Source organism: Paracidovorax wautersii (assembly GCF_031453675.1).
GTDB lineage: Bacteria > Pseudomonadota > Gammaproteobacteria > Burkholderiales > Burkholderiaceae_C > Paracidovorax.
Genome location: NZ_JAVIZX010000001.1, coordinates 42,157 through 67,340 on the forward strand (window position 1 = coordinate 42,157; position 25,184 = coordinate 67,340).

The following is a 25,184-nucleotide window of genomic DNA, read 5'->3' on the forward strand; positions in this document are numbered from 1 at the left end:
GCGCGCGTCCCCGTCACGCGGGCGCCAGCCCGCCGGCCGGGGCGGCAGGCGGGGGCTCATCGGCGGCCACGGGCGCGGCTGCGGTGTCGGGTTCTTCGTCCTTTGCAGTGGCGGTAGGAGCCACCAGCCACAGGGGGCGCTCGCCGGTGCGGAACTGCAGGGGCGGCGTCATCCATTCGCGTTCGCCGTCGAAGGCCACCTTCACGCGCTGCGGCTTCCAGCTGGCCGGCTCCACCACCAGCTCCGAGCAGGCCAGGCTCACGACGGCATCGTCGCGCTCCAGCTGGCCCACGGCGGCGTTGAGCACAGTCATGGCCGTGGCGTCGCGCTCCTGCGGCTTGAGCAGCACCACCGCGAGCTGCCCGTCCTCGGCCACTGCGCTCGCCTGAGGAATGCCCACGCGTTCGAGCTGCAGCGGGTTGTTGCCGACGAACAGGGTCGAAGCGAGGTACTCCTTGCGCTCCAATGGCGCTTGGGGTTCGCTTCGCACGGCCACGCTCCAGCGGCGGGCCGAGCTGTTGCGCAGCACGCTCCAGATCGACGACGCGATGGCCACCCAGCGCGTGCGGCCGAAGCGGCGCGATGCCCGCTCGCGTTCGTCCAGCAGGCGCGGGTACATGCCCAGGCTGGCGTTGACGAGGAACATGCGGTCGTTCACGAAGCCGACGTTGACGGGCCGCATGTCGCCGCCCTGCAGCGCGGTGAGGATGTCCTGCACGGCGGCCTCGGGGTCCAGCGCCAGCTGCTGCTCGCGAGCGAAGTAGTTGAACGTCCCCATGGGCACCACGCCCATCGGAACGCCCTGCTTCCACGCGGCGGTGGCCACGGCATTGATGGTGCCGTCGCCGCCGGCCGCAACGACCAGCCCTCCATCGGCGTGCGCCTTGCGGGCGGCCTCCTGCGCCAGCGCCACGATGTCGGCACGCTCGGCCGGCACGTGCCACTGCACGGCGCGGCTCTGCAAGGCCACCACGCCTTCCAGCTGTGCACGCAGCAGATCCAGATCGGCGCCGGGCCGCAATGGCACGACGATGTGGATGGTGCCGTTGGCATCAGGGGTGGGAGGCAGGTAAGGCGTTTGCGTCATGGTGGAGAGCGCGGCAATCGGCTCGGTGCGCCACGGGGTGGCGGCTGGCCGTGATTGTGGGAGCCCCCCCCTGTGCGAGGGCGACAGCAGGCAGGCCCCGGCCCTGTCAGCCAAGGCCGACAAAAGCCCCCAGGGCGCAGTGCGGCGCGAGGGGCGTGGAGACAATGGGCGCATCGACCCACTTCCCAGGCCACGACCCGGCCTTGCGCTGCCCCCTCCATGCACCCTGCTTCCTTCGCCCGCCTTCCCCTGCTCTGCCTTTCGCCGGGCCCTTGCCGCCCCACGCTCTGCGCGGGAGAAGCCGCATGAACGCCGTCGACCTCCACGCCTGGGGCACCTGGGCCGGCCAGCATCCGGTGGCGATCTGGACGGTGGGACTCGTGCTGGCGCTGGCCGTCACCTTGTCCGTGCGCGCCGCCGCGCGCCAGGCCGTGCCGCGCTGTGCGCCCTGGCTGCAGCGCCTGCCGCGGCCGAATGGCCCGGTGGCCCTGGCCGGCACCATGGCGGCATCGGCCGTGCTGGTGCTGGCCTGCGCGCATGCGCTGGCGCTGCTGGCCGAACAGTGGGGCGGGGCCTCCACCGGCTGGGCGGTGCTGGACCAGAGCCTGGCCGATACCTTGCGGACCACGGCCTCCGTGGGCACGCAGACCTTCTTCGCATGGCTGACGCATGCGGGCGACACGCTCACGCTGGCGGTGCTGGCCGTGGTGGTGGCCGCTGCGCTGTGGTGGCGCGGCCACCGCATGCTGGCCACCGGCTGGGCCGTGGCGCTGGCGGGCAACGGGCTGCTCACGCGCGGCTTCAAGCACAGCTTCGAGCGGGTGCGGCCGGTGCACACGCATGAGATCTCGGTGGCCGACGGCTTCAGCTTCCCCAGCGGGCACAGCAGTTCGTCGATGGTGGCCTACGGCATGCTGGCGTACTTGGCGCTGCGCCTGCTGCCCGCGCGCTGGCATTTGCCCGCGCTGCTGCTTGCCGCGGCCACGGTGTTCACCGTGGGCTGGAGCCGCGTCGTGCTCCAGGTGCACTTCGCCAGCGACGTGCTGGCCGGCTGGCTCACGGGCGGCGTCTGGCTGGCCTGCTGCCTGCTGGTGCTCCGCGGCGCGCGGCACTGGCACCGCTGCCGCACGGTGGTTGCGGGCTGAGGGATCCTCAGCGCGCCTTGCGGTCGCTGGCGACCGACCACGCGAACACGCCCAGGCCGGCCAGGCCCAGCAGCACGCCCACCCAGCCGGTGGAGGTCCACCCGTAGCCGGCGGAGATCGCCACGCCGCCCAGCCACGCGCCCAGGGCGTTGGCCGCATTGAAGGCCGAATGGTTGAGCGCGGCGGCCAGCGTCTGCGCGTCGCCGGCCACGTCCATCAACCGGATCTGCAGCGCCGTGCCGATGGCCACCACCGTGCCCACCAGGAACACGGCCACGGCCGCCGTCGCCACATGGTGGGCGGCGAACACGAAGGTGCCCATCACCAGCACCGACCAGACCAGCATGCCGCCGATGGTGGGCATCAGCGCCTTGTCGGCGAAGCGCGGGCCGACGAGGTTGCCCGCCACCATGCCCAGGCCGAACAGCGCCAGCACGAAGGGCACGCCCGCCAGCGGCAGGCCGGCCACTTCGGTCAGCGTGGGCTTGATGTAGCTGAACACCGAGAACATGCCGCCGAACCCGATGGCGCCGATGCCCAGCGTGAGCCACACCTGCTTGCGCCGCAGCGCGCCCAGCTCGCGCAGCGGGCTGGCGCCGGCGTCCGCCGGCATGGCCGGCACATAGGCGCGCACCATGGCCACGGCGGCCAGGGCGATCAGGCCGACGAAGACGAAGGCCGCGCGCCAGCCGAAGTGCTGGCCCAGCGCGGCGGCGATGGGCACGCCGGCCAGCGTGGCGGTGGTGAGCCCCAGCATCACCAGCCCCACCGCGCGGGCGCGCTGGCCGGGCGGCGCCAGGGCCGCGGCCACCAGCGCGGCCACGCCGAAGTAGGTGCCGTGCGGCAGGCCGCTGACGAAGCGCAGCGCGTTCAGAGAGGCGTAGCCCGGCGCCAGGGCCGAGGCGAAATTGCCCAGCGCGTACACCGCCATCAGCGCCATCAGCAGCGCGCGGCGGCCCCAGCTGGCGGCCAGCACGGCGAGCACCGGCGCGCCGATCACCACGCCCAGCGCGTAGGCGCTGATCACATGGCCGGCCTGGGGGATGGTGACACCGATGTCCTGCGCCACCTCGGGCAGCAGGCCCATGATGACGAACTCGCCGGTGCCGATGGAGAAGCCGCCGACGCCCAGCGCCAGCACGGCCGCGCCGAAGCCGTGGGCCGCGGCGGCGGGCGCCCTCGTCCGCGTGCCGGATGCCGGGGCCGTGCCGTCCAGTGCGGGCGGCGTCATGCGCGCGCTCCGGCGTCCGGGCTGCGGCGCGGGGCGGCGCACGAACGGGGGCGGCGGGCGGGGCAGGCAAGTGGCAACGGCATGGGCACAGAGATCAGGGAAAACCCGGATTCTTGCGCAGATGCGCCGCCGGCGGGACCGCGGGGTCTTTCGCGACGCTCCTTTAAAGAGAGCAGGTTGGGCTTGTCCCGCGTGGAATTCAAAGCGAAATGCCTTCGAACTGCTTGATGGGAAAGCGCAAGCAGCTATGAATTCAAGAGCGCGTTGCGGCGATGGCAGCGCGCTCCGCCCGGCTCAGCGCACCATGCAGGGCCGCTTGTTGTCGAACTTCCAGCCCGGGATCAGGTACTGCATGGCCTGCGCATCGTCGCGCGCGCCCAGGCCGTGCTGCAGGTACAGCTGGTGGGCGCGCTCCACGGCTTCCATGTCCAGCTCGATGCCGAGGCCGCCGCGCGTGGGCAGCTCCACGTAGCCGTTTTTGATCTGCAGCGGGTTCTTGGTGAGGAACTGGCCGTCTTGCCAGATCCAGTGCGTGTCGATGGCGGTGACGCGGCCCGGCGCGGCGGCGCCCACATGCGTGAACATGGCCAGCGACACGTCGAAGTGGTTGTTGGAGTGCGAACCCCAGGTCAGCCCGAACGCCTGGCACAGCTGCGCTACGCGCACCGAGCCGGCCATGGTCCAGAAGTGCGGGTCGGCCAGGGGAATGTCGACCGACTGCAGCGACAGCGAATGGGCCATCTGGCGCCAGTCGGTGGCCACCATGTTGGTCGCCGTGGGCAGGCCCGTGGCGCGGCGGAACTCGGCCATCACCTCGCGGCCCGAGAAGCCTTCTTCGGCGCCGCAGGGGTCTTCGGCATAGGCCATCACGCCGTGCAGGTCGCGCGTGATGCGGATGGCGTCCTTCAGCAGCCAGCCGCCGTTGGGGTCCAGCGTGACGCGGGCTTCGGGAAAGCGCTCGTGCAGGGCGCGGATGGCCTCGACCTCTTCCTCGCCGCGCAGCACGCCGCCCTTGAGCTTGAAGTCCTGGAAGCCGTAGCGCGCCTGGGCGGCTTCGGCCAGGCGCACGATGGCCTCGGGGGTCATGGCCTTTTCGTGGCGCAAGCGCTTCCAGTCGTCGGCTTCATCGGGCGCGGTCTGGTAGGGCAGATCGGTCGCTTCGCGGTCGCCCACGTAGAACAGGTAGCCCAGCATCTGCACCGACGTGCGCTGGATGCCCTCGCCCAGCAGCGCCGCCACGGGCACGCCCAGGTGCTGGCCCAGCAGGTCGAGCAGCGCGGATTCGGCCGCCGTCACCGCGTGGATGGCGATGCGCAGGTCGAAAGTCTGCAGGCCGCGGCCGCCGCTGTCGCGGCTGGCGAACTCGGTGCGCATGGCGTTGAGCACGGCGTTGTAGTTGCCCACGGGCTGGCCCACGATGAGCGCGGCCGCGTCTTCCAGCGTCTGGCGGATCTTCTCGCCGCCCGGCACCTCGCCCACGCCCGTGTTGCCCGCGCTGTCGGTCAGCAGCAGCAGGTTGCGCGTGAAGAACGGGGCGTGCGCGCCGCTCAGGTTCATCAGCATGCTGTCGTGGCCGGCCACGGGAATGACGCGCAGCTGGGTGACGGTGGGGGTCGTGGAAGGAAGGTGCGTGGCAGCCATGGTCTCTAACTCGGAGTGCTCAAAGGGGAAAAGAATAGGCCCGATCGCTCGGGCCGCGCAAGCGGGCCCTGCCCGCTGGTGCTCAGTTGGCGGTGATGCCGCCGGCCTCGATCACCTGCTTCCAGCGGGCGAACTCCTTCGCCTGGAACTTGGTGAACTCTTCCGGCGAATTGCCCACGATCTCCAGGCCGGCATCGGTGAACTGCTTGGTCACGCTCGGGTCCTTCAGCGCCTTCATGATGCCGGCGTGCAGCTTGGTCTTCACGTCGGCCGGCAGGTTCTTGGGGGCGGCGATGCCTTGCCAGGCATAGACCTCCATGCCCTGCAGGCCGGCTTCGGCCATGGTGGGCACGTCGGGCAGCACGGGCGAGCGCTTGTCGCCGGTGACGGCGATGGGCTTGAGCTTGCCGGACTTGATGTGCGGGATGACCGTGTTCACGTTCTGGAACGACATGTCCACCTGGCCGCCCAGCAGATCGGTCACGGCCGGCGCGCCGCCCTTGTAGGGAATGTGCAGGCCCTTGGTGCCCGTCTTCTGCCAGAACAGCTCGGCCGTCAGGTGGTCGGACGAGCCGGCGCCGGACGTGGCGAAGCTGACCGTGCCCGGCTTGGCCTTCAGCAGGGCGATCACGTCCTGCACGTTGTTCACCTTAGGAGCCAGGTTGGGGTTCACCACCAGCACGTTGGGCGTCTGCACGGCCACGGTCAGGTAGGTGAAGTCCTTGGTCGGGTCGTACGGCAGGCCCTTGATGAGGTGCGGCGCCACGACGAACGGGGCCAGCGAGGCCACCAGCAGCGTGTAGCCGTCGCCCGGCGCGCGCGCCACCTGCGTGGCGCCGATGCTGCCCGTGGCACCGGCCTTGTTGTCCACCACGAAGGACTGCTTGAACTGCTCGCCCAGGTGGTTGCTGACGGCGCGGGCAATGGTGTCGGTGGAGCCGCCGGCCGGGAACGGCACGATCACCGTCACGGACTTGTCGGGCCAGGCGAACGCGGGGGCGCTGGCGCCGAGGGTGGCGATGCCGACGCAGAGGGCGGCGGCTGCGGTCTTGAGTGCTTTCATGGAAGGTCTCCTGGTGGACATCGGGACGCTGCTGCGCTCCTGGGCCGAATGTTCACGTTAACATTCGATGGAACGCCATTGTTAACGTGAACATCTGCGCAATCATTGGTACTTACCCCAAGCCCCTGGGAGAAAGACGCGCAACCTTACAATTCGGCGTCCCACCGCCTGCCCTCTGCGCGCCTCCTGGAAGCCCCGGAGCGCCGGGCCCCATCGCATGAATCCCTCCCGCAAGCCCGCCACCGTGCAGGACGTCGCCCGCCTGGCCGGGGTTTCGGCGATGACGGTGTCCCGCGCGCTCAACGTGCCGGACAAGGTCACGCCGGACACGCTGCGCCGCGTACGCGAGGCCGTGGACCAGCTGGGCTACGTGCCCAACGCCATGGCCAGCGGGCTGCGCATGTCGCGCGCGCGCATGGTGGCCGCCCTGCTGCCCACGCTGGTGGGGCCCGTCTTCCAGGAGCTGGTCGAGTCGCTGGCCGCCACGCTCGGGCGCCAGGGCTACCAGCTGCTGATTGGCCAGACCGGCTACGACGCGGCGCAGGAGGAAGCGCTGGTGCGCGGCGTGATCCAGCGCCGGCCCGACGGCATCGTGCTGGTGGGCGTGGCCTCGTCCGACGGCGTGCGCCAGGCCCTGCGCGCCAGCAAGATTCCGGTGGTGGAGACCTGGGACCTGACGGCCGACCCGGTCGACATGGTGGTCGGCTTCTCGCACGTGGCCATCGGCCGCGACGTGGCCGCCTTTCTGCACGCGCGCGGCCACCGCCAGATGGCCATCATCACGGCCGACGATACACGGGCCCGCTCGCGCACGCAGGCCTTTCTCACGCAGGCCCAGGCGCTGGGCGCCGAGGTGGTGGAGCGCTTTCTCACCGTCGCCCCCAGCACGCTGGGCGAAGGCCGGCGCGGGCTGGCCACGCTGCTGCAGTCGCATCCGGGCATCACCGGCGTTTTCTGCAGCTCGGACAGCCTGGCCCTGGGCGCCGCCATCGAGGCCCAGCACCGGGGCCTGAAGGTGCCGCAGCAGCTCGCCATCATCGGCATGGGCGACCAGAGCTTCGCCCGCGACGCCCAGCCGCCGCTGACCACGGTGCGCCTGGATGGAACGCGCATCGGCGCGCTGGCCGCCGAGCTGACCATGGCCCGTGCCGAAGGGCGTGCGGTGGAGCAGACGGTGGTGGATGTGGGCTTTCACCTGGTCGAACGGGAAAGCACGTAGCACGCGGCCTGACCGCGCCACGCCCCCCGCTTCTTCGCCCACTTCCGCTTCTTCCCGACGCCGATGCCGACCACGCCAGGCCTTCCCACCGCGCCGGCTGCCGCGCCAGCGTCGCCCTCGCCCTGGCGCGCCGGGGGCCGCAGCCGCCGCCTGCTGCGGCGCATGCTGCCGGCCATCGCCGCGCTGCTGCTGCTCATCGGCCTGGGCGGCTATCTGCTGGTGGCCAACGCGCTGCGGCAGGACGTGGACGTGCAGCAGCGCTCGCGCACCTTCATCGCGCGCTCCATCGCCCAGGTGCGCAACGAGGTCGGCCGCAACATCATCAACTACAGCAAATGGGGCGAGGCCTACAAGAATCTGCACCTGACGGTGAACAAAACCTGGGCGGACGAGCAACGCAACGTGGGCGACATCCCGTTCGACCTGTACGGCTACGACGGCGTGTTCGTCATCGGGCCCCCGGGGACGCACGGTGTACGCCGTGGTCCGCGGCCAGGCCTCCGCCGTGCAGGCGCACGACTGGCTGCGGGGCGATCTGGACGGCCTGGTCGCCGCGGCCCGCGATCCGCGGCACGAAGACACCAGCATCGTGCGCGCCCTGCAGGTCGCAGGCTCGCCCGCGCTGGTGGCTGCGGCCACCATCACCCCCGGCTGGGATCCGGGCATTCGACCGCGGCCGGGACCGGCCTCGGTGATGGTCTTTGCCACGGTGCTGGACGCCCCGCGCCTGAGCGCGCTGAGCGAGAACTACGGCGTGCCGGCGCTGACCATCTCCTCCGAGCCGCTGGCCGGGCAGGAGTCGATGCCGCTGCTGGATTCGTCCATGCGGCTGCACTGGCGCCCGCCCACGCCGGGCCGCACGCTGCTGGGGCAGACGCTGCCGCTGTTCATCGCCGGCGTGCTGGCGCTGGCGGGCGTGCTGATTGCCCTGCTGCGCCATGCGCTCGCGTCGGCCCGGCAGATCGACGCGCAGTTCGAGGCGCTGCACGCCACGCAGGCCGAGCTGACCGAGAGCGAACAGCGCTTTCGCGACATCGCAGAGGCCTCGTCCGACTGGCTGTGGGAGGTGGATGCCCGGGGCCGGCTCACCTACCTGTCGGAGCGGTTCACCCAGGTGACGGGCGAGCCGCGCGAGGACTGGCTGGGCCGCCCGCTCGCCGACCTGCTGAAGCCCGCCACCACGGGCCCGCAGGCGCCGCCGCCCGACCTGCCTGCGGACGCCGGCGACAGTCCCGCGCGCGGCACGCGGCTGTGGCAATACCGCGACCGGGCCGGGCGGCTGCGCACCAGCAAGATCACATCGCGGGCCATGGCGCACGGCGCCGGCTACCGCGGCACGGCCACTGACATCACCGACGAGGTCGAGGCGCAGGCCCGCGTGCGCCATCTGTCGCTGCATGATCCGCTGACCGACCTGCCCAACCGTCTGCACCTGCAGCAGTTCCTGGCACGTCAACTGGAAGCCCCAGCGCCGCGGCCCACGCCTGCCCTTGCGCTGCTGTGCCTGGACCTGGACCGCTTCAAGCCCGTGAACGACGCCTGGGGCCATGGCCTGGGCGACCTGCTGCTGCAGGCCGTGGCGCAGCGCCTGCGCGGCCAGATGCCGCCGGGCGCTCTGGCCGCACGCGTGGGCGGCGACGAGTTCGTGGCCGTGCTGCCGGACATGGCGGACCGTGCCGCGGTCGAGGCGGTCTGCCACGCCCTGGTACAGGCGCTGGGCCAGCCCTTCCGCATCCAGGGCCATGACATCGCCATCGGCACCAGCATCGGCATCGCGCTGGCGCCGGCGCATGCGCGCGAACCGGCCGAACTGCTGCGCATGGCCGACATCGCTCTGTACCGCGCCAAGGATGCGGGCCGCAGCACCTGGCAGTTCTATGAGCGTGCGATGGAGGCCGCGCTGCCGCCCGCGCCGGCCGGCACGGCACCAGCCCCGGAGCCCCGGCCCGCCGGCCGCACGGACTAGGGCCTGGCGCGAGGCCGTCGCTCAGCCGGGCACGCGCCGCGCCCGGCCGCGCAGGCCTTCGAGCAGGGCCACGGTGATGCCGCTGGCGCAGATGATGCCGATGCCCACCCACGTCAGCGCATCGGGGAAATGCCCCCACACCAGCCAGCCGACCGCTGTGGCGCTCACGATCTGCAGGTAGGCGAAGGGCGCCAGCGTGGACGCCCCGGCATGCCGGTAGGCGCCGATCTGCAGCCAGTGCCCCAGTGCGCCCGACACGCCGGTGGACACCAGCAGCAGCCAGTGCAGCGGCTCCAGCGTGCGCAGCAGCGGCCACGCCGCGGGCAGCGCGAACGGCAGGGCCAGCGTGAGACAGGCCGTGCCCACGGCGCCGCCCCACAGGAGCGAAGTGAACGGATCGTCGCGTGCCACCTGCCGCGTGGCGATGAACTGCACGGCCATGCAGCAGGCGGTGAGCAGGCCGAACACCACGCCCAGCGGATGCAGCCCGCCCCCGGGCCGCACGACCACCAGCACGCCTGCGAACGCCACGCCGCAGGCCAGCCAGCGCGACAGGCGCGCAGGTTCGCCCAGCAGCCAGGGCGCCACGGCCAGCACCAGCAGCGGCGCCAGGAAGTTGATGGACGTGGCCTCCGCCTGCGGCAGGTAGCGCAGCGTGGTGAAGAACATCAGCGTGGCCAGCAGCATGGCCGCGCCGCGCAGCACCTGCGCCCCGGGCCGGACACTGCGCAGAACGGCCTTGCCGCGCGTGGGCAGCAGCAGGCCCAGGACCAGCACCAGATGCACCGCATAGCGCACCCAGGCCAGCACGAACAGCGGCACCCCGGCCGCCATCACCCACTTGCCCGTGGCATCCAGGCAGGACAGCGTCCACAGCGACGACACCAGGAGAACGATGCCCCAGAGGGGCCGGGCGGCCAGCGCGGGGCCGGCGGGCAGTGCAGTGTTCATGGGCGGGGAAAAGGCACCCGGCAGCGGGCAGGGAGAAGGCGGCGCGACGCAGCGGCAGCCGATGCCGCCATCATACGAAGGCCTGCCTGGCAGCCCGCAGCGCATGCACAATGCGCCGCACCGCGGGCCGATCCGCCCGCCCTCCTCGACGCCCCCCGATGCCCCGTCCACCCACCCCGGATCCCTTCGCGCCCCTGGCGGCACCCTCCGATGCGCCGCTGTACCGGCAGCTGTACGACCGCTTGCGGGCCGCGCTGGCGGCCGGCACGCTGGTGGCCGGCGAACGGGTGCCGTCTGCCCGCGCGCTCGCGCGGGAGCTGGGCGTGGCGCGCGGCACGGTGGACCTGGCCTACGAGCTGCTGGCCTCCGAGGGCTATCTGCTGGCCCGCGGGCCGGCCGGCACCGTGGTCCACCCGGCCCTGCATTCCCTGGCAGCCACCCCGCCGCCGGACGCCGCCCCGGTGCCTGCGCCGGCACCGCCCGCGCCGGACGTGCTCTCTCGCCCGGCCGAACTGCTGCCCTTTCAGATGGGCGTACCGGCGCTGGATGCGTTCCCGCGCAAGATCTGGGCGCGCCTGGGGGCGCGCACCCTGCGCGGCATGCAGCCGGCCGATCTGGACTACCCGCCCCCGTGCGGCCTGCCCGCGCTGCGCAGCGCCATCGCGTCCTACCTGCGGCTGGCGCGCGGCATCGACTGCGGCGCGCACCAGGTCTTCGTCACCACGGGCTTTCGCGGCAGCCTGCAGCTGGCGGCCCTGGCACTCACGCAGCCGGGCGACCGCGCCTGGATCGAAGACCCGGGCTATCCGCCCACGCGCCAGTTGCTGAGCGCCTGCGGGCTGTCGCTCACGCCCGTGCCGGTGGATGCCGAGGGCCTGGACGTGGAGCGCGGCATGGCGCTGGCGCCGGATGCGCGGCTGGTTGCCGTGACGCCGGCGCACCAGAGCCCGCTGTCGATGTCGCTGTCCCTGCCGCGCCGCCAGGCCCTGCTGGACTGGGCGGCCGCGCGCGGCGCCTGGGTGGTGGAGGACGACTACGACGGCGAGTACCGCTACGCGAGCCGCCCCCTGCCCGCGCTGGCCAGCCTGGACCGGCAAGGCCGCGTGCTGTATGCCGGCACGTTCAGCAAGGTGCTGTTTCCGGGCATCCGCCTGGCCTATCTGGTGGTGCCGCCCACCCAGGTGGCGGCCTGCGAGCGCGTGACGCGCACCTTCTTCGCTGCGGCCACGCCCGCGATGACCCAGGCCATCGTGGCCGACTTCATGGCCGAAGGCCACTTCACGCGCCACATTCAGCGCATGCGCCGGCTGTATGCGGAACGCCGCAGCGCCACGCGCGCGGCGCTGGAACGCGGGCTGCGTGGCGCCTTGCAGACGGAGCCGCAGCCCGGCGGCATGCATCTGGTGCTGCGCCTGCCCGGCGTGCGCACCGACCAGCCCCTGGCGGAGAAGCTGCTGGCCCAGGGCCTGGCGGTGCAGCCGCTGTCGCGCTGGTTCGCGTCCGGCCGCACGGAATCCGCGATCCTGCTGAGCTTCACCAACTGCACGGACCCGGCGCAGGCCGAGCGCCTGGGCGCGCTGATCCGCGAAGCGCTCTGAGCGCCCGGGCAGCAGCCCGGCAGCCGGCGCCGCGCGGCCTGCGCGGGCCGGAACGCGATCAAGACAGGCCGGCCTTGTCCAGCCCGTAGAGCTTGTCGGCGGAACCCGGCACGGCCTGGAAGGCCACGCTCAGGCGGTTCCAGCCGTTGATGGCGACGATCAGGAACGACAGGTCGGCCAGGTCGCCGTCCGACAGCTGCGCGCGCACGCGGTCGAACACCGCATCCGGCACGCCGTGGGGCGGCAGATGGGTCAGCGCCTCGGTCCATTCGAGCGCTGCGCGTTCGCGCGGCGTGAACAGCGGGGACTCGCGCCACACGGCCACGTGGTGCAGGCGCAGTTCGCGCTCGCCGTGAATCTTGGCCTCCTTCACATGCATGTCCACACAGAACGCGCAGCCGTTGAGCTGCGAGGCGCGCAGCGTGACCAGGTGGCCCACTTCAGCCAGGAACGGCTTCTTGTGCAGCAGCTGGTTGAATTCGAGGTATTTCTTGGCGGCTTCGGGAGAGGCGTTGTAGTAGTCGAGACGTTGGCTCATGGCGTGGTGCTCCAGGGGTGATGAATCCATCGGCGGGTCCGACGGGCCGGCCCCGGCGCTGCGGCCCGGCGGGCGCTGCAGCGTTTCTTTTCCATGCACCGATTGTCTGGAACCATGGCCCAGCACCCCAGGGCCAAGAAGCGTGTTTCCGGCTAGGCCATGCCCCCGCCCTCGCCTTACCTGAACCGGTCCAACCCGGGACCACCGCCTGCTTTGCCTTGCCTCGCCCCTCCTGCTCCGCGCGCCCTCCCGCCCGTCAGATCGCCACCAGCCGCTGGATGCCCTTGGCCTGCATCTCATGCCCCGGCCCGCGGGCGATGACTTCGCCCCGCTCCATCACCAGGTACTCGTCCGCCAGCTCCTCGGCGAAGTCGTAGTACTGCTCGCACAGCAGCACCGCCACCGGATGGCCGTCCAGCCCCTCGTCGGCCAGGCGGCGGATGACGCGCCCGATGTCCTTGATGATGCTGGGCTGGATGCCTTCCGTGGGCTCGTCCAGGATCAGCAGGCGCGGGCTGGGCGCCAGCGCGCGGGCGATGGCGAGCTGCTGCTGCTGCCCGCCCGACAGGTCGCCGCCTCGCCGCCCGAGCATCTGCTTGAGCACCGGGAACAGCGCGTACAGGTGCTCCGGCACGGCAGTGGAGCCGCTCTTGTACGCCAGCCCCATGCGCAGGTTCTCCTCCACCGTCAGGCGCCCGAAGATCTCGCGCCCCTGCGGCACGAAGCCGATGCCGGCGCGGGCGCGGTCGTACGGCGCCTTGCCATGGATGGGCTGGCCGTCGAAGGTGATGGAACCGCTCTTGATGGGCACCAAGCCCATCAGGCTTTTGAGCAGCGTGGTCTTGCCGACGCCGTTGCGGCCGAGCAGCACGGTGACCTTGCCGGGGGCGGCGGTGAGGCTCACGTCGCGCAGGATGTGGGAGCCGCCGTAGTACTGGTTGATGTTTTGGACGGTGAGCATGGTTTAGGGTGTTTTTTGGCTATAGCGCTTATGCATCAAGCGCTGGTAGCTATCATTTTTGATTATTTCTGGGCGTTTGCTTCCCGGGGCCGGGGTATGCGCCCGGCGGCGCACTCACTTTCTTTCGCTTCGCCGAAAGAAAGTAAGCAAAGAAAAGGCGACCCTGCTGCCCGTGTCCCCTGCGCTTGCGCTACGGGGAAGCCTGCGATGCTCGCGCAGACAGGGCCGCCGTGGAACTCACTGCGCTGCAGAGCAGCTCCGTTCGGACAGCCACGGCGAGTCAGTGCACGAGGCATGCGCGCTCCGACGCGCATGCGCCCTGCCTGCGCTCCGCTTCTCGGCACGGGCAGAAGGGAACCCAAGCGCCCCACTCGGGCCATTGCTTCGCTCGGCCCTGGGCAGGGAGCCAACGCGCGCCGGTATTGGGACTGGGTCGAGCGAAGCGACGACCCGAATCGTCCCCCCGCCCTTCTGTATGCGCCGAGGAGCACAGGGCTCGGGGTGGCGGGTGTGCCGCAGGACACACCCGCTTCGTGAACTGGCTCGCTGCGACTGTCTGACCGCAGCTGCGCAGCAGCGTAGGGAGTTTCGCAGCGCACCCCGCGACCGCGCACCGCAGGTTGCCCGTAGCGCAGCGAAGGGTCGCAGACAGCAGGGTCGCCTTTTCTTTGCTCACTTTCTTTTGGCGAAGCAAAAGAAAGTGAGTGCGCCGCCGGGCGCATACCCCGGCCCCGGGAATCAACCGCACAGCAAAGTTCAAAGCAGCACACCACCGTCACCGCCCCAAATACACCTCAATCACCCGCTCATCCCCCTGCACCTGATCAAGCGTCCCCTCCGCCAGCACCGCCCCATCGCACAGCACGGTCACCTTCTCGCTGATCGTGCGGATGAACGACATGTCGTGCTCCACCACCATCAGCGAATGCTTGCCCTTGAGCGAGAGAAACAGCTCGGCCGTGCGCGCCGTCTCGTCATCCGTCATGCCCGCCACGGGCTCGTCCAGCAGCAGCAGTTGCGGGTCCTGCATCAGCAGCATGCCGATCTCCAGCCACTGCTTCTGCCCGTGGCTCAGCTGGCCCGCCTGGCGCGCGGGCTGGTGGGCGAGGTGGATCGTGTGCAGCACCTCGGCCAGGCGGTCCCGCTGCGCGGAGTCGAGCCGGAAGAACATGGACGAGGCCACGCCCTTGTGGGTCTTGAGGGCCAGTTCGAGGTTCTCGAACACCGTGAGCTGCTCGAACACCGTGGGCTTCTGGAACTTGCGGCCGATGCCCAGAGCGGCGATCTGCGGTTCGTTATGGCGCAGCAGGTCGATGGTGGAGCCGAAGAACACCGTGCCGCGGTCCGGACGGGTCTTGCCGGTGATGATGTCCATCATCGTCGTCTTGCCGGCGCCGTTGGGGCCGATGATGCACCGCAGTTCGCCGGGAGCGATGTCGAGGTTCAGGCTGTTGATGGCCTTGAAGCCGTCGAAGCTGACGTGCACGTCTTCCAGGTACAGGATGCGTCCGTGCGCCACGTCCACCGCGCCGGGCACGGCCACGCGCGAGAACCCCGCGGTGCGGCCACCGGATTCGGTCTGCCCGGCGGCGGCCGGTGCGGGCGTGCCGCCCACGCGGCGCACGCCTTCTTCCATCAGGTCGGGGGTCATGCCGCGCCCTCCTCTTTGCGCAGGCTTGCGGCGTTGGCGTCCGCTGCCGGCGCTGCTGCGGCAGGCTGCGCCTTGCGAGGACGCCGCCGCAGCAGGCCCACAATGCCGTTGGGCAGGAACAGCGTGACGACGATGAACAGCAGGCCTAGGAAGTACAGCCAGAACTCCGGCGCGGTGACGGTGAGCCAGCTCTTGGCGCCGTTGACGATGAAGGCGCCGACGATGGGACCGATCAGCGTCGCCCGACCGCCCACCGCCGCCCAGACCGCGATCTCGATGGAGTTGGCCGCGCTCATCTCGCCCGGGTTGATGATGCCCACCTGGGGCACGTACAGCGCGCCGGCCACGCCGCACATCATGGCGCTGATGGTCCAGATGGTGAGCTTGTACGGCAGCGGCGAGTAGCCCGAGAACATGACGCGCGTCTCGGCGTCGCGGACCGCCTGCAGCACGCGGCCGAACTTGGACGCCACCAGCCAGCGGGCCAGCAGAAAGAACGCCAGCAGCGTGACGCCGGTCATCACGAACAGGGTCATGCGCATGCCCGGCGTGGCAATGGGCATGCCCAGGATGCGCTTGAAGTCGGTGAAGCCGTTGTTGCCGCCGAAGCCCGTCTCGTTGCGGAAGAACAGCAGCATGGCCGCGTATGTCATGGCCTGCGTGATGATCGAGAAGTACACGCCCTTGATGCGCGAGCGGAACGCGAAGTAGCCGAACACGAAGGCGATGAGCCCCGGCACGGCCACGATGAGGACCAGCGTGGCGACGAAGCTGTCCGACAGCGCCCAGTGCCAGGGCAGCTCCTTCCAGTCCAGAAACACCATGAAGTCGGGCAGGTCGCTCTTGTAGTTGCCGTCGCGGCCGATCTGGCGCATGAGGTACATGCCCATCACATAGCCACCGAGCGCGAAGAACAGGCCGTGGCCCAGGCTCAGGATGCCGGTGTAGCCCCAGATCAGGTCCATGGCCAACGCGCAGATGGCGTAGCACATGATCTTGCCGAGCAAGGCCACGGCGTAATCCGACAGGTGCAGCGGGCTGCCGGCCGGCACCCACAGGTTGAGCACCGGGGCCACGGCGCACACCACGATGAGCGCCACGATGAAGGCCGACCAGCCGCTGCGCGTGAGCAGCGGTGCAGGTGCAGGCAGTGGGATGGGGTTCGGGATGGTCATATTTCTATTCAGCGTTCGGCATGGCCTACGGCCTCGGCCACCGTCTCGTCCCAGGCCAGCAGCCGCCGCGCAAGGGCCGCCCCGCCGCGCTGGCGGCGTCCCCCCTCCCGCATGGCGCGGCCATGCGAGAGAGGGGGGAAGGAGCGAAGCGACACAGGGGGGTGTTCCATATCAATCAGCGGTACGCCCTTTGACCGCGAAGATGCCCTGCGGCCGCTTCTGGATGAAGATGATGATGAACACCAGCACGGCGATCTTGGCCAGCACGGCACCCGTCCAGCCTTCCAGGAATTTGTTGAGCACGCCCAGGCCCAGCGCCGCATACACGGTACCGGCCAGCTGGCCCACGCCGCCGAGCACCACCACCATGAACGCATCCACGATGTAGCTCTGGCCCAGGTCGGGGCCCACGTTGCCGACCTGGCTCAACGCACAGCCGGCCAGGCCCGCGATGCCCGAGCCCAGCGCGAAGGCGTAGGTATCGACGCGGGCGGTGTTCACGCCCATGCAGGAGGCGATGGGCCGGTTCTGCGTGACGCCGCGCACGAACAGGCCGAGCCGCGTGCGGCTGATGAGAAAGGCCACGCCGCCCAGCACCGCCAGAGCGAAGGCCACGATGATCACGCGGTTCCAGGGCAGCTGCAGGTTATCCATGAGCTGCACCCCGCCGCTCATCCACGCAGGGTTCTCCACGCCCACGTTCTGCGCCCCGAACACGGTGCGCACCAGCTGCTGCAGCATCAGGCTGATGCCCCAGGTGGCCAGCAGCGTTTCCAGCGGGCGGCCGTAGAGGAAGCGAATCACGCCGCGCTCCAGCACTGCGCCCATCAGCGCGGACGCCAGGAAGGCGGCCGGCACGGCGGCGACCAGATACCAGTCGAACGCGCCGGGGAAGTACTTCTGGAAGAGGCCCTGCATCACGTACGTGGCGTACGCGCCGATCATCATCAGCTCGCCATGGGCCATGTTGATCACACCCATGAGGCCGTAGGTGATGGCCAGGCCCAGCGCCACCAGCAGCAGGATCGAGCCCAGGCTGATGCCCGAGAACACGGCGGCCAGGCGCTCGCCCCACTGCAGGCGCTCTTCCACCGCGTTGAGCGCGGACTGCAGCGCGGCTTTCACCTGGAGGTCTTCTTCGCTGCGCAGCTGCTCCAGCAGCACGGTGCGCGTGGCGGGGTTGCCGCTGGCGGCCAGGTGGCTTGCGGCCTCCACGCGCTTGGCGGCGTCGCTGCTGCTGATGAGGATGCGCGCACGGATGGTGTCCAGCCGCGCCTTGAGGCCGGCATCCTGCTCGGCGGCCAGCGCCTTCTCGATGAGCGGCAGGCGCGCCTCGTCGGTCTCTTCGCGCAGGGCCTCGACGGCTTGGCGGCGCTGCGCGAGATCAGTGGAGAGGAGCTGGAGCGAAGCCAGCGCGGTGTCGAACTCGCCGCGCATGCGGTTGTTGTTGACGATGTCTTCGGCATCGTCGGGCACCGGCACCTCGGTACCGGTCACGGGGTCCAGCCCCTTGCCGTCCCGGATGACGATGGCTTGGTCGCCCGCGATCTTCACCGCGTCGTCGCCCATGGCGCGAATGAAAGCCACCGTGGCCTCGTCAGGCGCCGCGGTGGCGGCCTGCAGCGCAGCGATCCGGTCATCGGTATCGCCCGCCGCCATGGCCCGCGCCGCCTCAGCCGTAAGCGCGTGCGCCTGCGCTGCCGCACACAGCAGCAGGCAGGCGATCAAGCGATGGAAGAAGGAAAGAAGCATGAAATTGCAACCCGGAACGAACATCGGAAAGAAGCAGAGCAGTGGCCCGCCCCCAGGCCAGCAGACGCCGCGGAACCGGCTCCGCCGGGCCGCTGGCGTCGTCCCCCTGCCCGCCGTGCTCCGCACGGCGAGAGCGGGGGGAAGGCCCGAAGGGCCTCAGGGGGGTGCTTACTTCTTCTCCGGCTCGTCCTTCTTCTTGTCGTTGCCTTCGATGTACGGGCTCCAGGGCTTGGCCTTCACCGGGCCCGGGGTCTTCCACACCACGTTGAACTGGCCGTCGGCCTTGATCTCGCCGATGAACACGCTCTTGTGCAGGTGGTGGTTCTTCTCGTCCATCTTGCTGACGATGCCGCTCGGCGCCTTGAAGGTCTGGCCGGCCATGGCGGCGATCACCTTGTCCACGTCCGTGCTCTTGGCCTTTTCGACCGCCTGCTTCCACATGTGGATGCCGATGTAGGTGGCTTCCATCGGGTCGTTGGTCAGCGGCTTGTACTTGTGGCCGGCGATGTTCTTGGCCTTGGCGTAGTCGCTCCACTTCTTGATGAACGCGGTGTTCTCCGGGTTCTTGATGGACATGAAGTAGTTCCAGGCGGCCAGGTGGCCCACCAGCGGCTTGGTGTCCACGCCACGCAGCTCTTCCTCGCCCACCGAGAAGGCGACGACCGGCACGTCCTTGGCCTTCAGGCCGGCGTTGCCCAGTTCCTTGTAGAACGGCACGTTGGAGTCGCCGTTGATGGTGGAGACCACGGCCGTCTTGCCGCCCTGGCTGAACTTCTTGATGTCGGCCACGATGGTCTGGTAGTCGCTGTGGCCGAACGGGGTGTACTTCTCGTCGATGTCGGAGTCCTTCACGCCCTTGGACTTCAGGTAGGCGCGCAGGATCTTGTTGGTGGTGCGCGGGTACACGTAGTCGGTGCCCAGCAGCACCCAGCGCTTGGCACTGCCGCCGTCCTTGCTCATCAGGTAGTCCACGGCGGGAATGGCCTGCTGGTTGGGCGCGGCGCCGGTGTAGAACACATTCTTGGACAGCTCTTCGCCCTCGTACTGCACGGGGTAGAACAGCAGGCCGTTCATTTCTTCCACCACCGGCAGCACCGACTTGCGGGACACGCTGGTCCAGCAGCCGAAGATCACCGAGACCTTGTCCTGGCCCAGCAGCTGCTTGGTCTTTTCGGCGAACAGGGGCCAGTTGGAGGCCGGATCCACCACCACCGGCTCGAGCTTCTTGCCCAGCACGCCGCCCTTGGCGTTGATCTCGTCGATGGCCATCAGCACCGTGTCCTTGAGCACGGTTTCCGAAATGGCCATGGTGCCCGACAGGCTGTGCAGCACGCCGACCTTGATGGTGTCCTGCGCATGGGCAGGGAAGACAGCCAGGCCCGCCAGTGCGGCGGCGGCAGAGAGGGCCTTGAGGGTGAATCGACGTTGCATGGTGATGGCTCCGAGGGGGTGAAACGACCGGCTCGCCGGACCGGTACCGGCCCATGGCCCGTCCTGTCCTGCGATGAAGTCGATTCTGTAGATCCCTCGGCTGCCGGCCTATACGCCAGGTGGCGTATGCGGGCGCAGCGCCTGCGGCCCGCCCCGCTTACAGCGGCACCGTCACCGCCTTGCGCACCGGACTGGACAGCACCAGCGACGTCGTCACCCCGCCATGCGCGGCCAGCGCGTCCACGACGCGCTCCAGGTCGCCGGGCTGGGCAATGGCGCAGCGGACGATGAAGCAGTCCTCCCCGGTCACACGGTCGGCCTCCAGCACTTCAGGCATCTGCTGGAACAGCTGCACGTAAGGCGCGATTCCGGTGTGCGTGGTCTGGATGCGGATGAGAGCTTGCAGCCCGATGCCGATGGCACGCAGATTGACCCGCGCCGCAGGGCCTGTTAACGCGATGGAAGGGGATCGCGTTGATCCACCAAGGGGCTGTATGCAAGGCGCTCGCGCGCAGCAAGGCTGGTGCCTTGCAAGTGCGGGCAACGCCGCAGACGGCCCCTTGGTGGGGCAACCCGAAGGGAATCTCATCGCAGCCCGCCCCTCGGCGTTGCGCTCCTTGTGCGTGTGCATACACGCACGGCGTCGCGCGCCTTGATGGGCGGGCTGGGATGAGCTTCGCGACCCCTTACATAGCGTTAACAGGCCCTAGCCCTCGATGACGCCGGCCGCCTCCAGCTTGCGCACGCGCTCGCTCATGGCAGGCTGCGACAGGCCGATGCGCTTGCCCAGGGCGGCCAGGCTCTGCCGTGCGTCGGCCTGCAGCGCCTGCAGGATCAGGCGGTCCTTCTTGTCCAGTTCCACGTCGTGCCCCTCTTGGTAGCCGCTGCGGCTTGCAGCCTGCCCATGCCGATGACCCATCGGCCGGCGGGCGGCATTTCCGATGAATCCGGCTGTGCGGTGCGCAGCGTCGCCGCTATCGTAGGGCCTGTCACACCACGGCTTCACCCACCATGCAACTCATCGGAATGCTCGACTCCCCCTATGTGCGCCGCGTCGCGGTCTCGCTGCACGTTCTGCATCGGCCGTTCGAGCACCAGTCCCTGTCGGTGTTCAGTACCTTCGATCAGTTCCACCGGATCAACCCGGTCGTCAAGGCGCCGACGCTGGTGACGGACGACGGCACGGTGCTCATGGATTCCACGCTCATCCTGCAATGGATCGAGGCACAGGCCCCCGCGTCGCAGCTGACGCCGCACGTGGCGGCGCAGCGCCTGCACGACCTGCGGCTCACCGGCCTGGCGCTGGCGGCCTGCGAGAAGGCCGTGCAGACGGTGTACGAACACCAGCTGCGGCCGGCCGACAAGCGCCATGCGCCCTGGCTCGACCGTATTGGCAGCCAGCTCGACGCGGCCTTCGCAGCGCTGGAGGCCGACATCGCACGGGTACCCCCGGCCACCGCGCAGGACGCGCTGACGCACGGCAGCATCGCCGCCGCCGTGGCCTGGAGTTTCACGCAACTGCTGCTGCCAGGCCGGGTGGATGCGGCCGCCCACCGGCATCTGGCGGCCTTCACCGAGGCGGCCGAACAGCTGCCCGCCTTCCTGGCCTGTCCTCAGACCTGACGCGGCGCTGCGCATCCGGTCCCAGTAAAAAGGCGGGCTCCCGCCATGCAGGAGCCCGCCTTGCGCGGTGGGAGCCAGGCCACGGTGCCGGACCTGTCAGGCCCGGCAGGCGTAGCAGCCGCCGTCGCTTCGTTACTGCTTGACGGCTTCGATCTGCGCCACGATGCGCACGTTCTTGGGGAAGCCGTACTGCACGCCATAGTCCGCGCCGAAGGCCGTGCGGTCGATGGTCGTCTCGAAGTCGCCGCCGCACACTTCACGCTTGAGCATGGGGCTTTGGTAGCAGGCGAACTGGTTAGCCTTGAAGGTGGCGGGCTGGGTCTTGCCCTTGATGGTCAGGTCGCCGGCCACGGACACCAGCTTGTCGCCGTCGAACGTGAACTTGTCGCCCACGAACTTGGCGGTGGGGTACTTGGCGGCGTCGAAGATGTCGGCGCTCTGCAGGTGCTTGTCGAACGGGGCGGTGCCGGTGTTGATCGAGGTGATGTCGATCGTCAGTTCCACCTTGCCGGTCTTGGCCGCCTTGTCCAGCTGGATCGTGCCTTCCTTCTTGTCGAAGCGGCCGCGGTTCACGCTGGCGCCGAAGTGGCTGATCTCGAAGGTGGCGAAGGTGTGGGTCGGGTCCACGGCATACGTGGCGGACTGGGCCTGCACGGCGCCTGCGGCCAGGGTTGCGGCCACAGCGGCGAAGGCGAAGAGGGATTTACGCATGTCGATATCTCCGGTTGAAAAAACGAAAGGAATGGAAAAGGAACGCGAGGGGGTCAGATCTTGGGCACGCCGGTCAGCGCCAGCTTGAACTTGACTTGCACTTCGTCGGCCACCATGGACGTGTCCGCCCATTCGTTCTCGCCGATCTTGAAGGCCAGGCGCCTAATGGGGAAGGCGCCGGTGGCCATCGTGGTGGCGCCGCTTTGCGTCAGCGTCACCGGCACGACCACGTCCTGGGAAGCGCCCTTGACGTTCAGCTTGCCGGCCACTTCGTACTTGCCCGCGCCGACCGCCTTGATGGCCGTGGACTGGAACGTGGCCTGCGGGAACTTGGGCACGTTGAACCAGGTGGGCTTGGGCAGTTCGGCGTCGGTTTCCTTCACGCCCAGCGTGGCGCTGCCGGTGTCCACCGTGAAGGCGATCTTGCTGGTGGCCAGCTTGGCGGGGTCGAAGGCGACCTGCGCATCGAACTTCTTGAATTTGCCTTCCACCGGCACGCCCATCTGCTTGCTCACGAAGGCGATCTCGCTCTGCGCGGGCACCAGGGCCTGCTGGGCGAAGGCGGGCGCACCGGCCAGCAGTGCGGTGGTGGCCAGCGCCAGGCCGGCGAAGGTCGTCGAATAGGTCATGGAGGGCTCCGCGTCAGAAAAAGGAAAAGAAAGGAGGAAAGGGGTCAGCCCCGGCCGGGCAGCATGCGGCCGATGAGGCCGTCGCGGTCGATCAGCTGGTGCTTGAATGCGGCCGCCACGTGCAGCGCCACCAGCGCGGCCAGCGCGTAGGCCGTCCAGGCGTGCCAGGGCTTGATGGCCTCGGCCAGCTCCGGGCTGGCGGGCACGAAGCTCGGCAACGGCAGCACGCCAAGGAACACGATGGGGAAGCCCGCCGCCGAGCTGTAGGCCCAGCCGACCAGCGGCACGGCGAAGAACAGCAGGTACAGCAGGTGATGCGTGCCATGGTGGGCGATCTGCTGCCAGCGCGGCATGCCGGCCTGCACCGCCGCGGGCAACGCGGGCGGGCGGTGCGTGAGGCGCCACAGCAGCCGCAGCGCCGACAGCGCCAGAATCGTCACCCCCGCCCACTTGTGCCAGTTGTACAGCTTGAGGCGCTGGGGCGAGAACGGCAGCCCCGTCATGTACCAGCCCACGCAGAACACGGCCACGATGGCCAGCCCCAGCACCCAATGCAGCGCGATGGCGGTGGCGCCGTAGCGCATCGGTTGTGTCTGCAGAGTGGTCATGGTGATGAAGGCGTGGACGTGGAAATCAATGATGGTGGAGCGCGGGGAGACCCTTCGGGCAACGCAGTCTAGAGTCCTCCCAATCCATTAAGTTTCAATGCCCTTGTCGCGACGATTCAAAATAATTGAATCAACGCGGCAGCTGCCCCATTTGCATGACGTCCGGAGCGTCCGGGGAGAAGCCCTCAGCACCTGGTGCGGGATGTCGGGAAGGCGTTGGGGGAACCGGCGGCCACGGCAGCAAGCGCCTGGAGCTTCGCTGGCTCCCTGTTGGAGCCGCTGCCCAGGGGTGCGCTACGCCCCGCCTTCCTGCGCGCCCCTCGCCCGCCCGGTGCGGGACACGCAGCACATCATCCAGGGGGATTGAAGCGCTTCTTCTGCTTTGGGCGAATGCTGGGGACTGCCGGCGCGGCACTTCGCCGGCCGTCACTCCCCGCCCGCTGGATTACGCCGCGTCGCCGATGGTGGCCAAGCTGGCGCCCACCGCCTGGTAGCTGCCGGCCTGCGCCTGGATGCGGATGCGGCCGCTGCGATGGGCCGCCACCTGCATCTCCATCTTCATGGCTTCCATGACGGCGATGACATCGCCCTCCTTCACCTGGGCGCCGTCCTCCACCTTCCAGGCATGCAGGTTGCCGGCGATGGGGGACACCACGGCGGCCGGATCCACATCCGGCGTGGCGGCTCCTGCTGCTGCCGCAGACGGGGCGGCTCCTGCGGACTGGAGGCCGCGCAGCAGCTCGGCCGGCAGGCCCAGCGAGACGCGGCGGCCGTCGATCTCCATTGCGGTGCGCACCAGCGTCGCGTCCGGCTGCGGTTCAGCGCGTGCCGCGGCGGCCAGGGGGTTGGCAAAGTCGGTCTCGATCCAGCGCGTGTGCACCTTGAAGCCGTCCGTGCCGATGAAATCGGCGTGCCCCATCACGGCGCGGTGGAACGGCAGCACCGAGGCCACGCCGTCGATGCGGAATTCCTTGAGCGCCCGGCGCGCGCGGGCCATGGCCTGCTCGCGCGTGGCACCGGTCACGATGAGCTTGGCCATCAGCGAATCGAAGGTGCCCGGCACGACGGAGCCGGCCTGCACGCCCGTGTCCAGGCGCACTCCCGGGCCCGAGGGGGCATCGAAGCGCGTGACCGGGCCCGGCGTGGGCAGAAAGCCCCGGCCCACGTCTTCGGCGTTGATGCGGAACTCGATGGAATGGCCCAGGGGCGCCGGCGTCTCGGTCACCGATAGCGTGTGGCCGTCGGCCACGCGCAACTGCTCCACCACCAGGTCCACGCCCGTGGTCTGCTCGGTCACCGGGTGCTCCACCTGCAGGCGCGTGTTCACTTCGAGGAACGAGATGGCGCCGCTGCCCGAGAGCAGAAACTCCACCGTGCCGGCGCTGGCATAGCCCGCCTCGGCGCAGATGGCGCGCGCGGATTCGTGGATGCGCGTGCGCTGCTCGTCGGACAGGAAGGGCGCGGGCGCTTCCTCCACCAGCTTCTGGTTGCGGCGCTGCAGCGAGCAGTCGCGCGTGCCCAGCACCACCACGTTGCCGTGCTGGTCGGCAATGACCTGCGCCTCGATATGGCGCGGCTTGTCGAGGAACTGCTCGACGAAGCACTCGCCGCGCCCGAAGGCCGTGACGGCCTCGCGCACGGCGGAATCGAACAGCTCGGCCACCTCGTCCATGCGCCACGCGATCTTCATGCCGCGCCCGCCGCCACCGAAGGCGGCCTTGATGATGATGGGCAGGCCGTGCTGCTCGGCGAAGGCCAGCACCTCGCCGGCATCCTTCACCGGGTCGGACGTGCCGGCCACCAGCGGTGCACCCACCTTGAGCGCGATCTTGCGGGCCTCGACCTTGTCGCCCAGGCGGGCGATGGCCGTGGGCGAGGGGCCGATCCACACCAGGCCGGCGTCGATCACGGCCTGCGCGAAGGCGGCGCTCTCGGACAGGAAGCCATAGCCGGGGTGCACCGCATCGGCACCGCTGCGCTTGGCAATCGCCAGCAGCTTCTCGATGTTCAGGTAGGTATCGGCCGGGCGGTCGCCATCGAGGCCATAGGCCTCGTCGGCCATGCGCGCATGCAGCGCGTCGAGGTCGGCATTGGCATACACGGCCACGGACTGCACGCCGTAGTCGGCACAGGCGCGGGCGATGCGGACGGCGATCTCGCCTCGGTTGGCAATCAGGACTTTTTTCATGGATTCAACCTGTCAA

21 protein-coding genes and 2 pseudogenes are annotated in these 25,184 nt (G+C 69.7%); 5 read left to right on the forward strand and 18 right to left on the reverse strand.

Annotation, left to right across the window (positions count from 1 at the left end; translation table 11 throughout):
* Positions 1 to 13 precede the first annotated feature (13 nt).
* Positions 14 to 1,087: a diacylglycerol/lipid kinase family protein gene (locus QE399_RS00200; protein WP_309825234.1), complete on the reverse strand. Its 1,074-nt coding sequence runs from the start codon at positions 1,085 to 1,087 to the stop codon at positions 14 to 16.
* 305 nt (positions 1,088 to 1,392) lie between these two features.
* On the opposite strand from QE399_RS00200, the gene QE399_RS00205 reads away from it, so the two are divergent.
* The gene (locus tag QE399_RS00205; protein ID WP_309825235.1) at positions 1,393 to 2,232 is read left to right on the forward strand and encodes a phosphatase PAP2 family protein; all 840 of its coding nucleotides are present in this window, start codon (positions 1,393 to 1,395) and stop codon (positions 2,230 to 2,232) included.
* Between the two features lie 7 nt (positions 2,233 to 2,239).
* Here QE399_RS00205 and QE399_RS00210 read toward each other — a convergent pair whose 3' ends face one another.
* The 3 genes from QE399_RS00210 to QE399_RS00220 all read right to left on the reverse strand — a co-directional run bounded on the left by QE399_RS00210 (position 2,240) and on the right by QE399_RS00220 (position 6,167).
* Complete coding sequence (locus tag QE399_RS00210; RefSeq protein WP_309825236.1) at positions 2,240 to 3,463, reverse strand: MFS transporter; 1,224 nt, start codon at positions 3,461 to 3,463, stop codon at positions 2,240 to 2,242.
* Positions 3,464 to 3,757: 294 nt separating this feature from the next.
* Positions 3,758 to 5,104 carry a glucarate dehydratase gene (gudD, locus tag QE399_RS00215; RefSeq protein ID WP_309825238.1) on the reverse strand — a complete coding sequence of 449 codons (1,347 nt, stop codon included), beginning with the start codon at positions 5,102 to 5,104 and terminating at the stop codon, positions 3,758 to 3,760.
* A gap of 82 nt (positions 5,105 to 5,186) precedes the next feature.
* A complete protein-coding gene (locus QE399_RS00220) occupies positions 5,187 to 6,167 on the reverse strand; it encodes a Bug family tripartite tricarboxylate transporter substrate binding protein (protein ID WP_309825240.1) in 981 nt (326 codons plus the stop codon).
* Positions 6,168 to 6,384: 217 nt separating this feature from the next.
* Here QE399_RS00220 and QE399_RS00225 point away from each other — a divergent pair, with 217 nt between their 5' ends.
* Both QE399_RS00225 and QE399_RS00230 read left to right on the forward strand, forming a co-directional pair.
* Positions 6,385 to 7,386 carry a LacI family DNA-binding transcriptional regulator gene (locus tag QE399_RS00225; RefSeq protein ID WP_309825241.1) on the forward strand — a complete coding sequence of 334 codons (1,002 nt, stop codon included), beginning with the start codon at positions 6,385 to 6,387 and terminating at the stop codon, positions 7,384 to 7,386.
* 472 nt (positions 7,387 to 7,858) lie between these two features.
* Complete coding sequence (locus QE399_RS00230; protein ID WP_309825243.1) at positions 7,859 to 9,352, forward strand: diguanylate cyclase domain-containing protein; 1,494 nt, start codon at positions 7,859 to 7,861, stop codon at positions 9,350 to 9,352.
* A gap of 21 nt (positions 9,353 to 9,373) precedes the next feature.
* Here the strand turns inward: QE399_RS00230 and QE399_RS00235 are convergent, their stop codons facing one another.
* Entirely contained in the window at positions 9,374 to 10,303 is a 930-nt protein-coding gene (locus QE399_RS00235) for a DMT family transporter (protein WP_309825244.1), read from the reverse strand.
* Positions 10,304 to 10,461: 158 nt separating this feature from the next.
* On the opposite strand from QE399_RS00235, the gene pdxR reads away from it, so the two are divergent.
* Positions 10,462 to 11,901, forward strand: coding sequence for a MocR-like pyridoxine biosynthesis transcription factor PdxR (gene pdxR / locus QE399_RS00240; RefSeq protein ID WP_309825246.1), 1,440 nt, complete (start codon positions 10,462 to 10,464; stop codon positions 11,899 to 11,901).
* Between the two features lie 58 nt (positions 11,902 to 11,959).
* Here pdxR and QE399_RS00245 read toward each other — a convergent pair whose 3' ends face one another.
* The 9 genes and pseudogenes from QE399_RS00245 to QE399_RS00285 all read right to left on the reverse strand — a co-directional run.
* Positions 11,960 to 12,439 carry a carboxymuconolactone decarboxylase family protein gene (locus tag QE399_RS00245; RefSeq protein WP_309825248.1) on the reverse strand — a complete coding sequence of 160 codons (480 nt, stop codon included), beginning with the start codon at positions 12,437 to 12,439 and terminating at the stop codon, positions 11,960 to 11,962.
* A 256-nt stretch (positions 12,440 to 12,695) separates the two neighbouring features.
* Positions 12,696 to 13,400, reverse strand: coding sequence for an urea ABC transporter ATP-binding subunit UrtE (gene urtE / locus QE399_RS00250; protein ID WP_309825250.1), 705 nt, complete (start codon positions 13,398 to 13,400; stop codon positions 12,696 to 12,698).
* A gap of 775 nt (positions 13,401 to 14,175) precedes the next feature.
* Positions 14,176 to 15,051, reverse strand: a complete 876-nt coding sequence (gene urtD / locus QE399_RS00255; RefSeq protein ID WP_309825252.1) for an urea ABC transporter ATP-binding protein UrtD — start codon at positions 15,049 to 15,051, stop codon at positions 14,176 to 14,178.
* Positions 15,048 to 16,226 carry an urea ABC transporter permease subunit UrtC gene (urtC, locus tag QE399_RS00260; protein ID WP_309825254.1) on the reverse strand — a complete coding sequence of 393 codons (1,179 nt, stop codon included), beginning with the start codon at positions 16,224 to 16,226 and terminating at the stop codon, positions 15,048 to 15,050. Before urtC ends, urtD begins: the two co-directional genes overlap by 4 nt.
* Positions 16,227 to 16,234: 8 nt before the next feature.
* Positions 16,235 to 16,396, reverse strand: coding sequence for a hypothetical protein (locus tag QE399_RS00265; RefSeq protein ID WP_309825255.1), 162 nt, complete (start codon positions 16,394 to 16,396; stop codon positions 16,235 to 16,237).
* Between the two features lies 1 nt (position 16,397).
* On the reverse strand, positions 16,398 to 17,978 hold the full coding sequence (urtB, locus tag QE399_RS00270) for an urea ABC transporter permease subunit UrtB (RefSeq protein ID WP_309825257.1): 1,581 nt from the start codon (positions 17,976 to 17,978) through the stop codon (positions 16,398 to 16,400).
* Positions 17,979 to 18,146: 168 nt separating this feature from the next.
* Positions 18,147 to 19,409, reverse strand: a complete 1,263-nt coding sequence (urtA, locus tag QE399_RS00275) for an urea ABC transporter substrate-binding protein (RefSeq protein ID WP_309825259.1) — start codon at positions 19,407 to 19,409, stop codon at positions 18,147 to 18,149.
* 157 nt (positions 19,410 to 19,566) lie between these two features.
* Positions 19,567 to 19,863, reverse strand: a pseudogene (locus tag QE399_RS00280) (Lrp/AsnC family transcriptional regulator); the annotation flags it as partial.
* A 255-nt stretch (positions 19,864 to 20,118) separates the two neighbouring features.
* A pseudogene (locus QE399_RS00285) lies at positions 20,119 to 20,271 on the reverse strand (Lrp/AsnC family transcriptional regulator); the annotation flags it as partial.
* Between the two features lie 149 nt (positions 20,272 to 20,420).
* On the opposite strand from QE399_RS00285, the gene QE399_RS00290 reads away from it, so the two are divergent.
* On the forward strand, positions 20,421 to 21,032 hold the full coding sequence (locus QE399_RS00290) for a glutathione S-transferase (protein ID WP_309825260.1): 612 nt from the start codon (positions 20,421 to 20,423) through the stop codon (positions 21,030 to 21,032).
* A 132-nt stretch (positions 21,033 to 21,164) separates the two neighbouring features.
* Here QE399_RS00290 and QE399_RS00295 read toward each other — a convergent pair whose 3' ends face one another.
* The 4 genes from QE399_RS00295 to QE399_RS00310 all read right to left on the reverse strand — a co-directional run bounded on the left by QE399_RS00295 (position 21,165) and on the right by QE399_RS00310 (position 25,168).
* A complete protein-coding gene (locus QE399_RS00295) occupies positions 21,165 to 21,743 on the reverse strand; it encodes a YceI family protein (RefSeq protein WP_309825263.1) in 579 nt (192 codons plus the stop codon).
* Positions 21,744 to 21,796: 53 nt separating this feature from the next.
* Complete coding sequence (locus tag QE399_RS00300; protein ID WP_309825264.1) at positions 21,797 to 22,372, reverse strand: YceI family protein; 576 nt, start codon at positions 22,370 to 22,372, stop codon at positions 21,797 to 21,799.
* Positions 22,373 to 22,416: 44 nt separating this feature from the next.
* Complete coding sequence (locus QE399_RS00305) at positions 22,417 to 22,980, reverse strand: cytochrome b (protein WP_309825267.1); 564 nt, start codon at positions 22,978 to 22,980, stop codon at positions 22,417 to 22,419.
* Between the two features lie 445 nt (positions 22,981 to 23,425).
* A complete protein-coding gene (locus tag QE399_RS00310; RefSeq protein WP_309825270.1) occupies positions 23,426 to 25,168 on the reverse strand; it encodes an acetyl/propionyl/methylcrotonyl-CoA carboxylase subunit alpha in 1,743 nt (580 codons plus the stop codon).
* Positions 25,169 to 25,184: the final 16 nt, after the last annotated feature.

Bases quoted from the DNA above. Each gene is read 5' to 3' on its own strand.
- QE399_RS00210 (WP_309825236.1), bottom strand. From the start codon at position 3,463: ATGACGCCGCCCGCACTGGACGGCACGGCCCCGGCATCCGGCACGCGG.
- QE399_RS00265 (WP_309825255.1), bottom strand. From the start codon at position 16,396: ATGGAACACCCCCCTGTGTCGCTTCGCTCCTTCCCCCCTCTCTCGCAT.
- QE399_RS00295 (WP_309825263.1), bottom strand. From the start codon at position 21,743: ATGCGTAAATCCCTCTTCGCCTTCGCCGCTGTGGCCGCAACCCTGGCC.
- pdxR (WP_309825246.1), top strand. From the start codon at position 10,462: ATGCCCCGTCCACCCACCCCGGATCCCTTCGCGCCCCTGGCGGCACCC.
- QE399_RS00245 (WP_309825248.1), bottom strand. From the start codon at position 12,439: ATGAGCCAACGTCTCGACTACTACAACGCCTCTCCCGAAGCCGCCAAG.
- gudD (WP_309825238.1), bottom strand. From the start codon at position 5,104: ATGGCTGCCACGCACCTTCCTTCCACGACCCCCACCGTCACCCAGCTG.
- QE399_RS00300 (WP_309825264.1), bottom strand. From the start codon at position 22,372: ATGACCTATTCGACGACCTTCGCCGGCCTGGCGCTGGCCACCACCGCA.
- urtC (WP_309825254.1), bottom strand. From the start codon at position 16,226: ATGACCATCCCGAACCCCATCCCACTGCCTGCACCTGCACCGCTGCTC.
- urtE (WP_309825250.1), bottom strand. From the start codon at position 13,400: ATGCTCACCGTCCAAAACATCAACCAGTACTACGGCGGCTCCCACATC.
- QE399_RS00220 (WP_309825240.1), bottom strand. From the start codon at position 6,167: ATGAAAGCACTCAAGACCGCAGCCGCCGCCCTCTGCGTCGGCATCGCC.
- urtA (WP_309825259.1), bottom strand. From the start codon at position 19,409: ATGCAACGTCGATTCACCCTCAAGGCCCTCTCTGCCGCCGCCGCACTG.
- QE399_RS00290 (WP_309825260.1), top strand. From the start codon at position 20,421: ATGCAACTCATCGGAATGCTCGACTCCCCCTATGTGCGCCGCGTCGCG.
- urtD (WP_309825252.1), bottom strand. From the start codon at position 15,051: ATGACCCCCGACCTGATGGAAGAAGGCGTGCGCCGCGTGGGCGGCACG.
- QE399_RS00200 (WP_309825234.1), bottom strand. From the start codon at position 1,087: ATGACGCAAACGCCTTACCTGCCTCCCACCCCTGATGCCAACGGCACC.
- QE399_RS00310 (WP_309825270.1), bottom strand. From the start codon at position 25,168: ATGAAAAAAGTCCTGATTGCCAACCGAGGCGAGATCGCCGTCCGCATC.
- QE399_RS00225 (WP_309825241.1), top strand. From the start codon at position 6,385: ATGAATCCCTCCCGCAAGCCCGCCACCGTGCAGGACGTCGCCCGCCTG.
- QE399_RS00305 (WP_309825267.1), bottom strand. From the start codon at position 22,980: ATGACCACTCTGCAGACACAACCGATGCGCTACGGCGCCACCGCCATC.
- QE399_RS00205 (WP_309825235.1), top strand. From the start codon at position 1,393: ATGAACGCCGTCGACCTCCACGCCTGGGGCACCTGGGCCGGCCAGCAT.
- QE399_RS00235 (WP_309825244.1), bottom strand. From the start codon at position 10,303: ATGAACACTGCACTGCCCGCCGGCCCCGCGCTGGCCGCCCGGCCCCTC.
- urtB (WP_309825257.1), bottom strand. From the start codon at position 17,978: ATGCTTCTTTCCTTCTTCCATCGCTTGATCGCCTGCCTGCTGCTGTGT.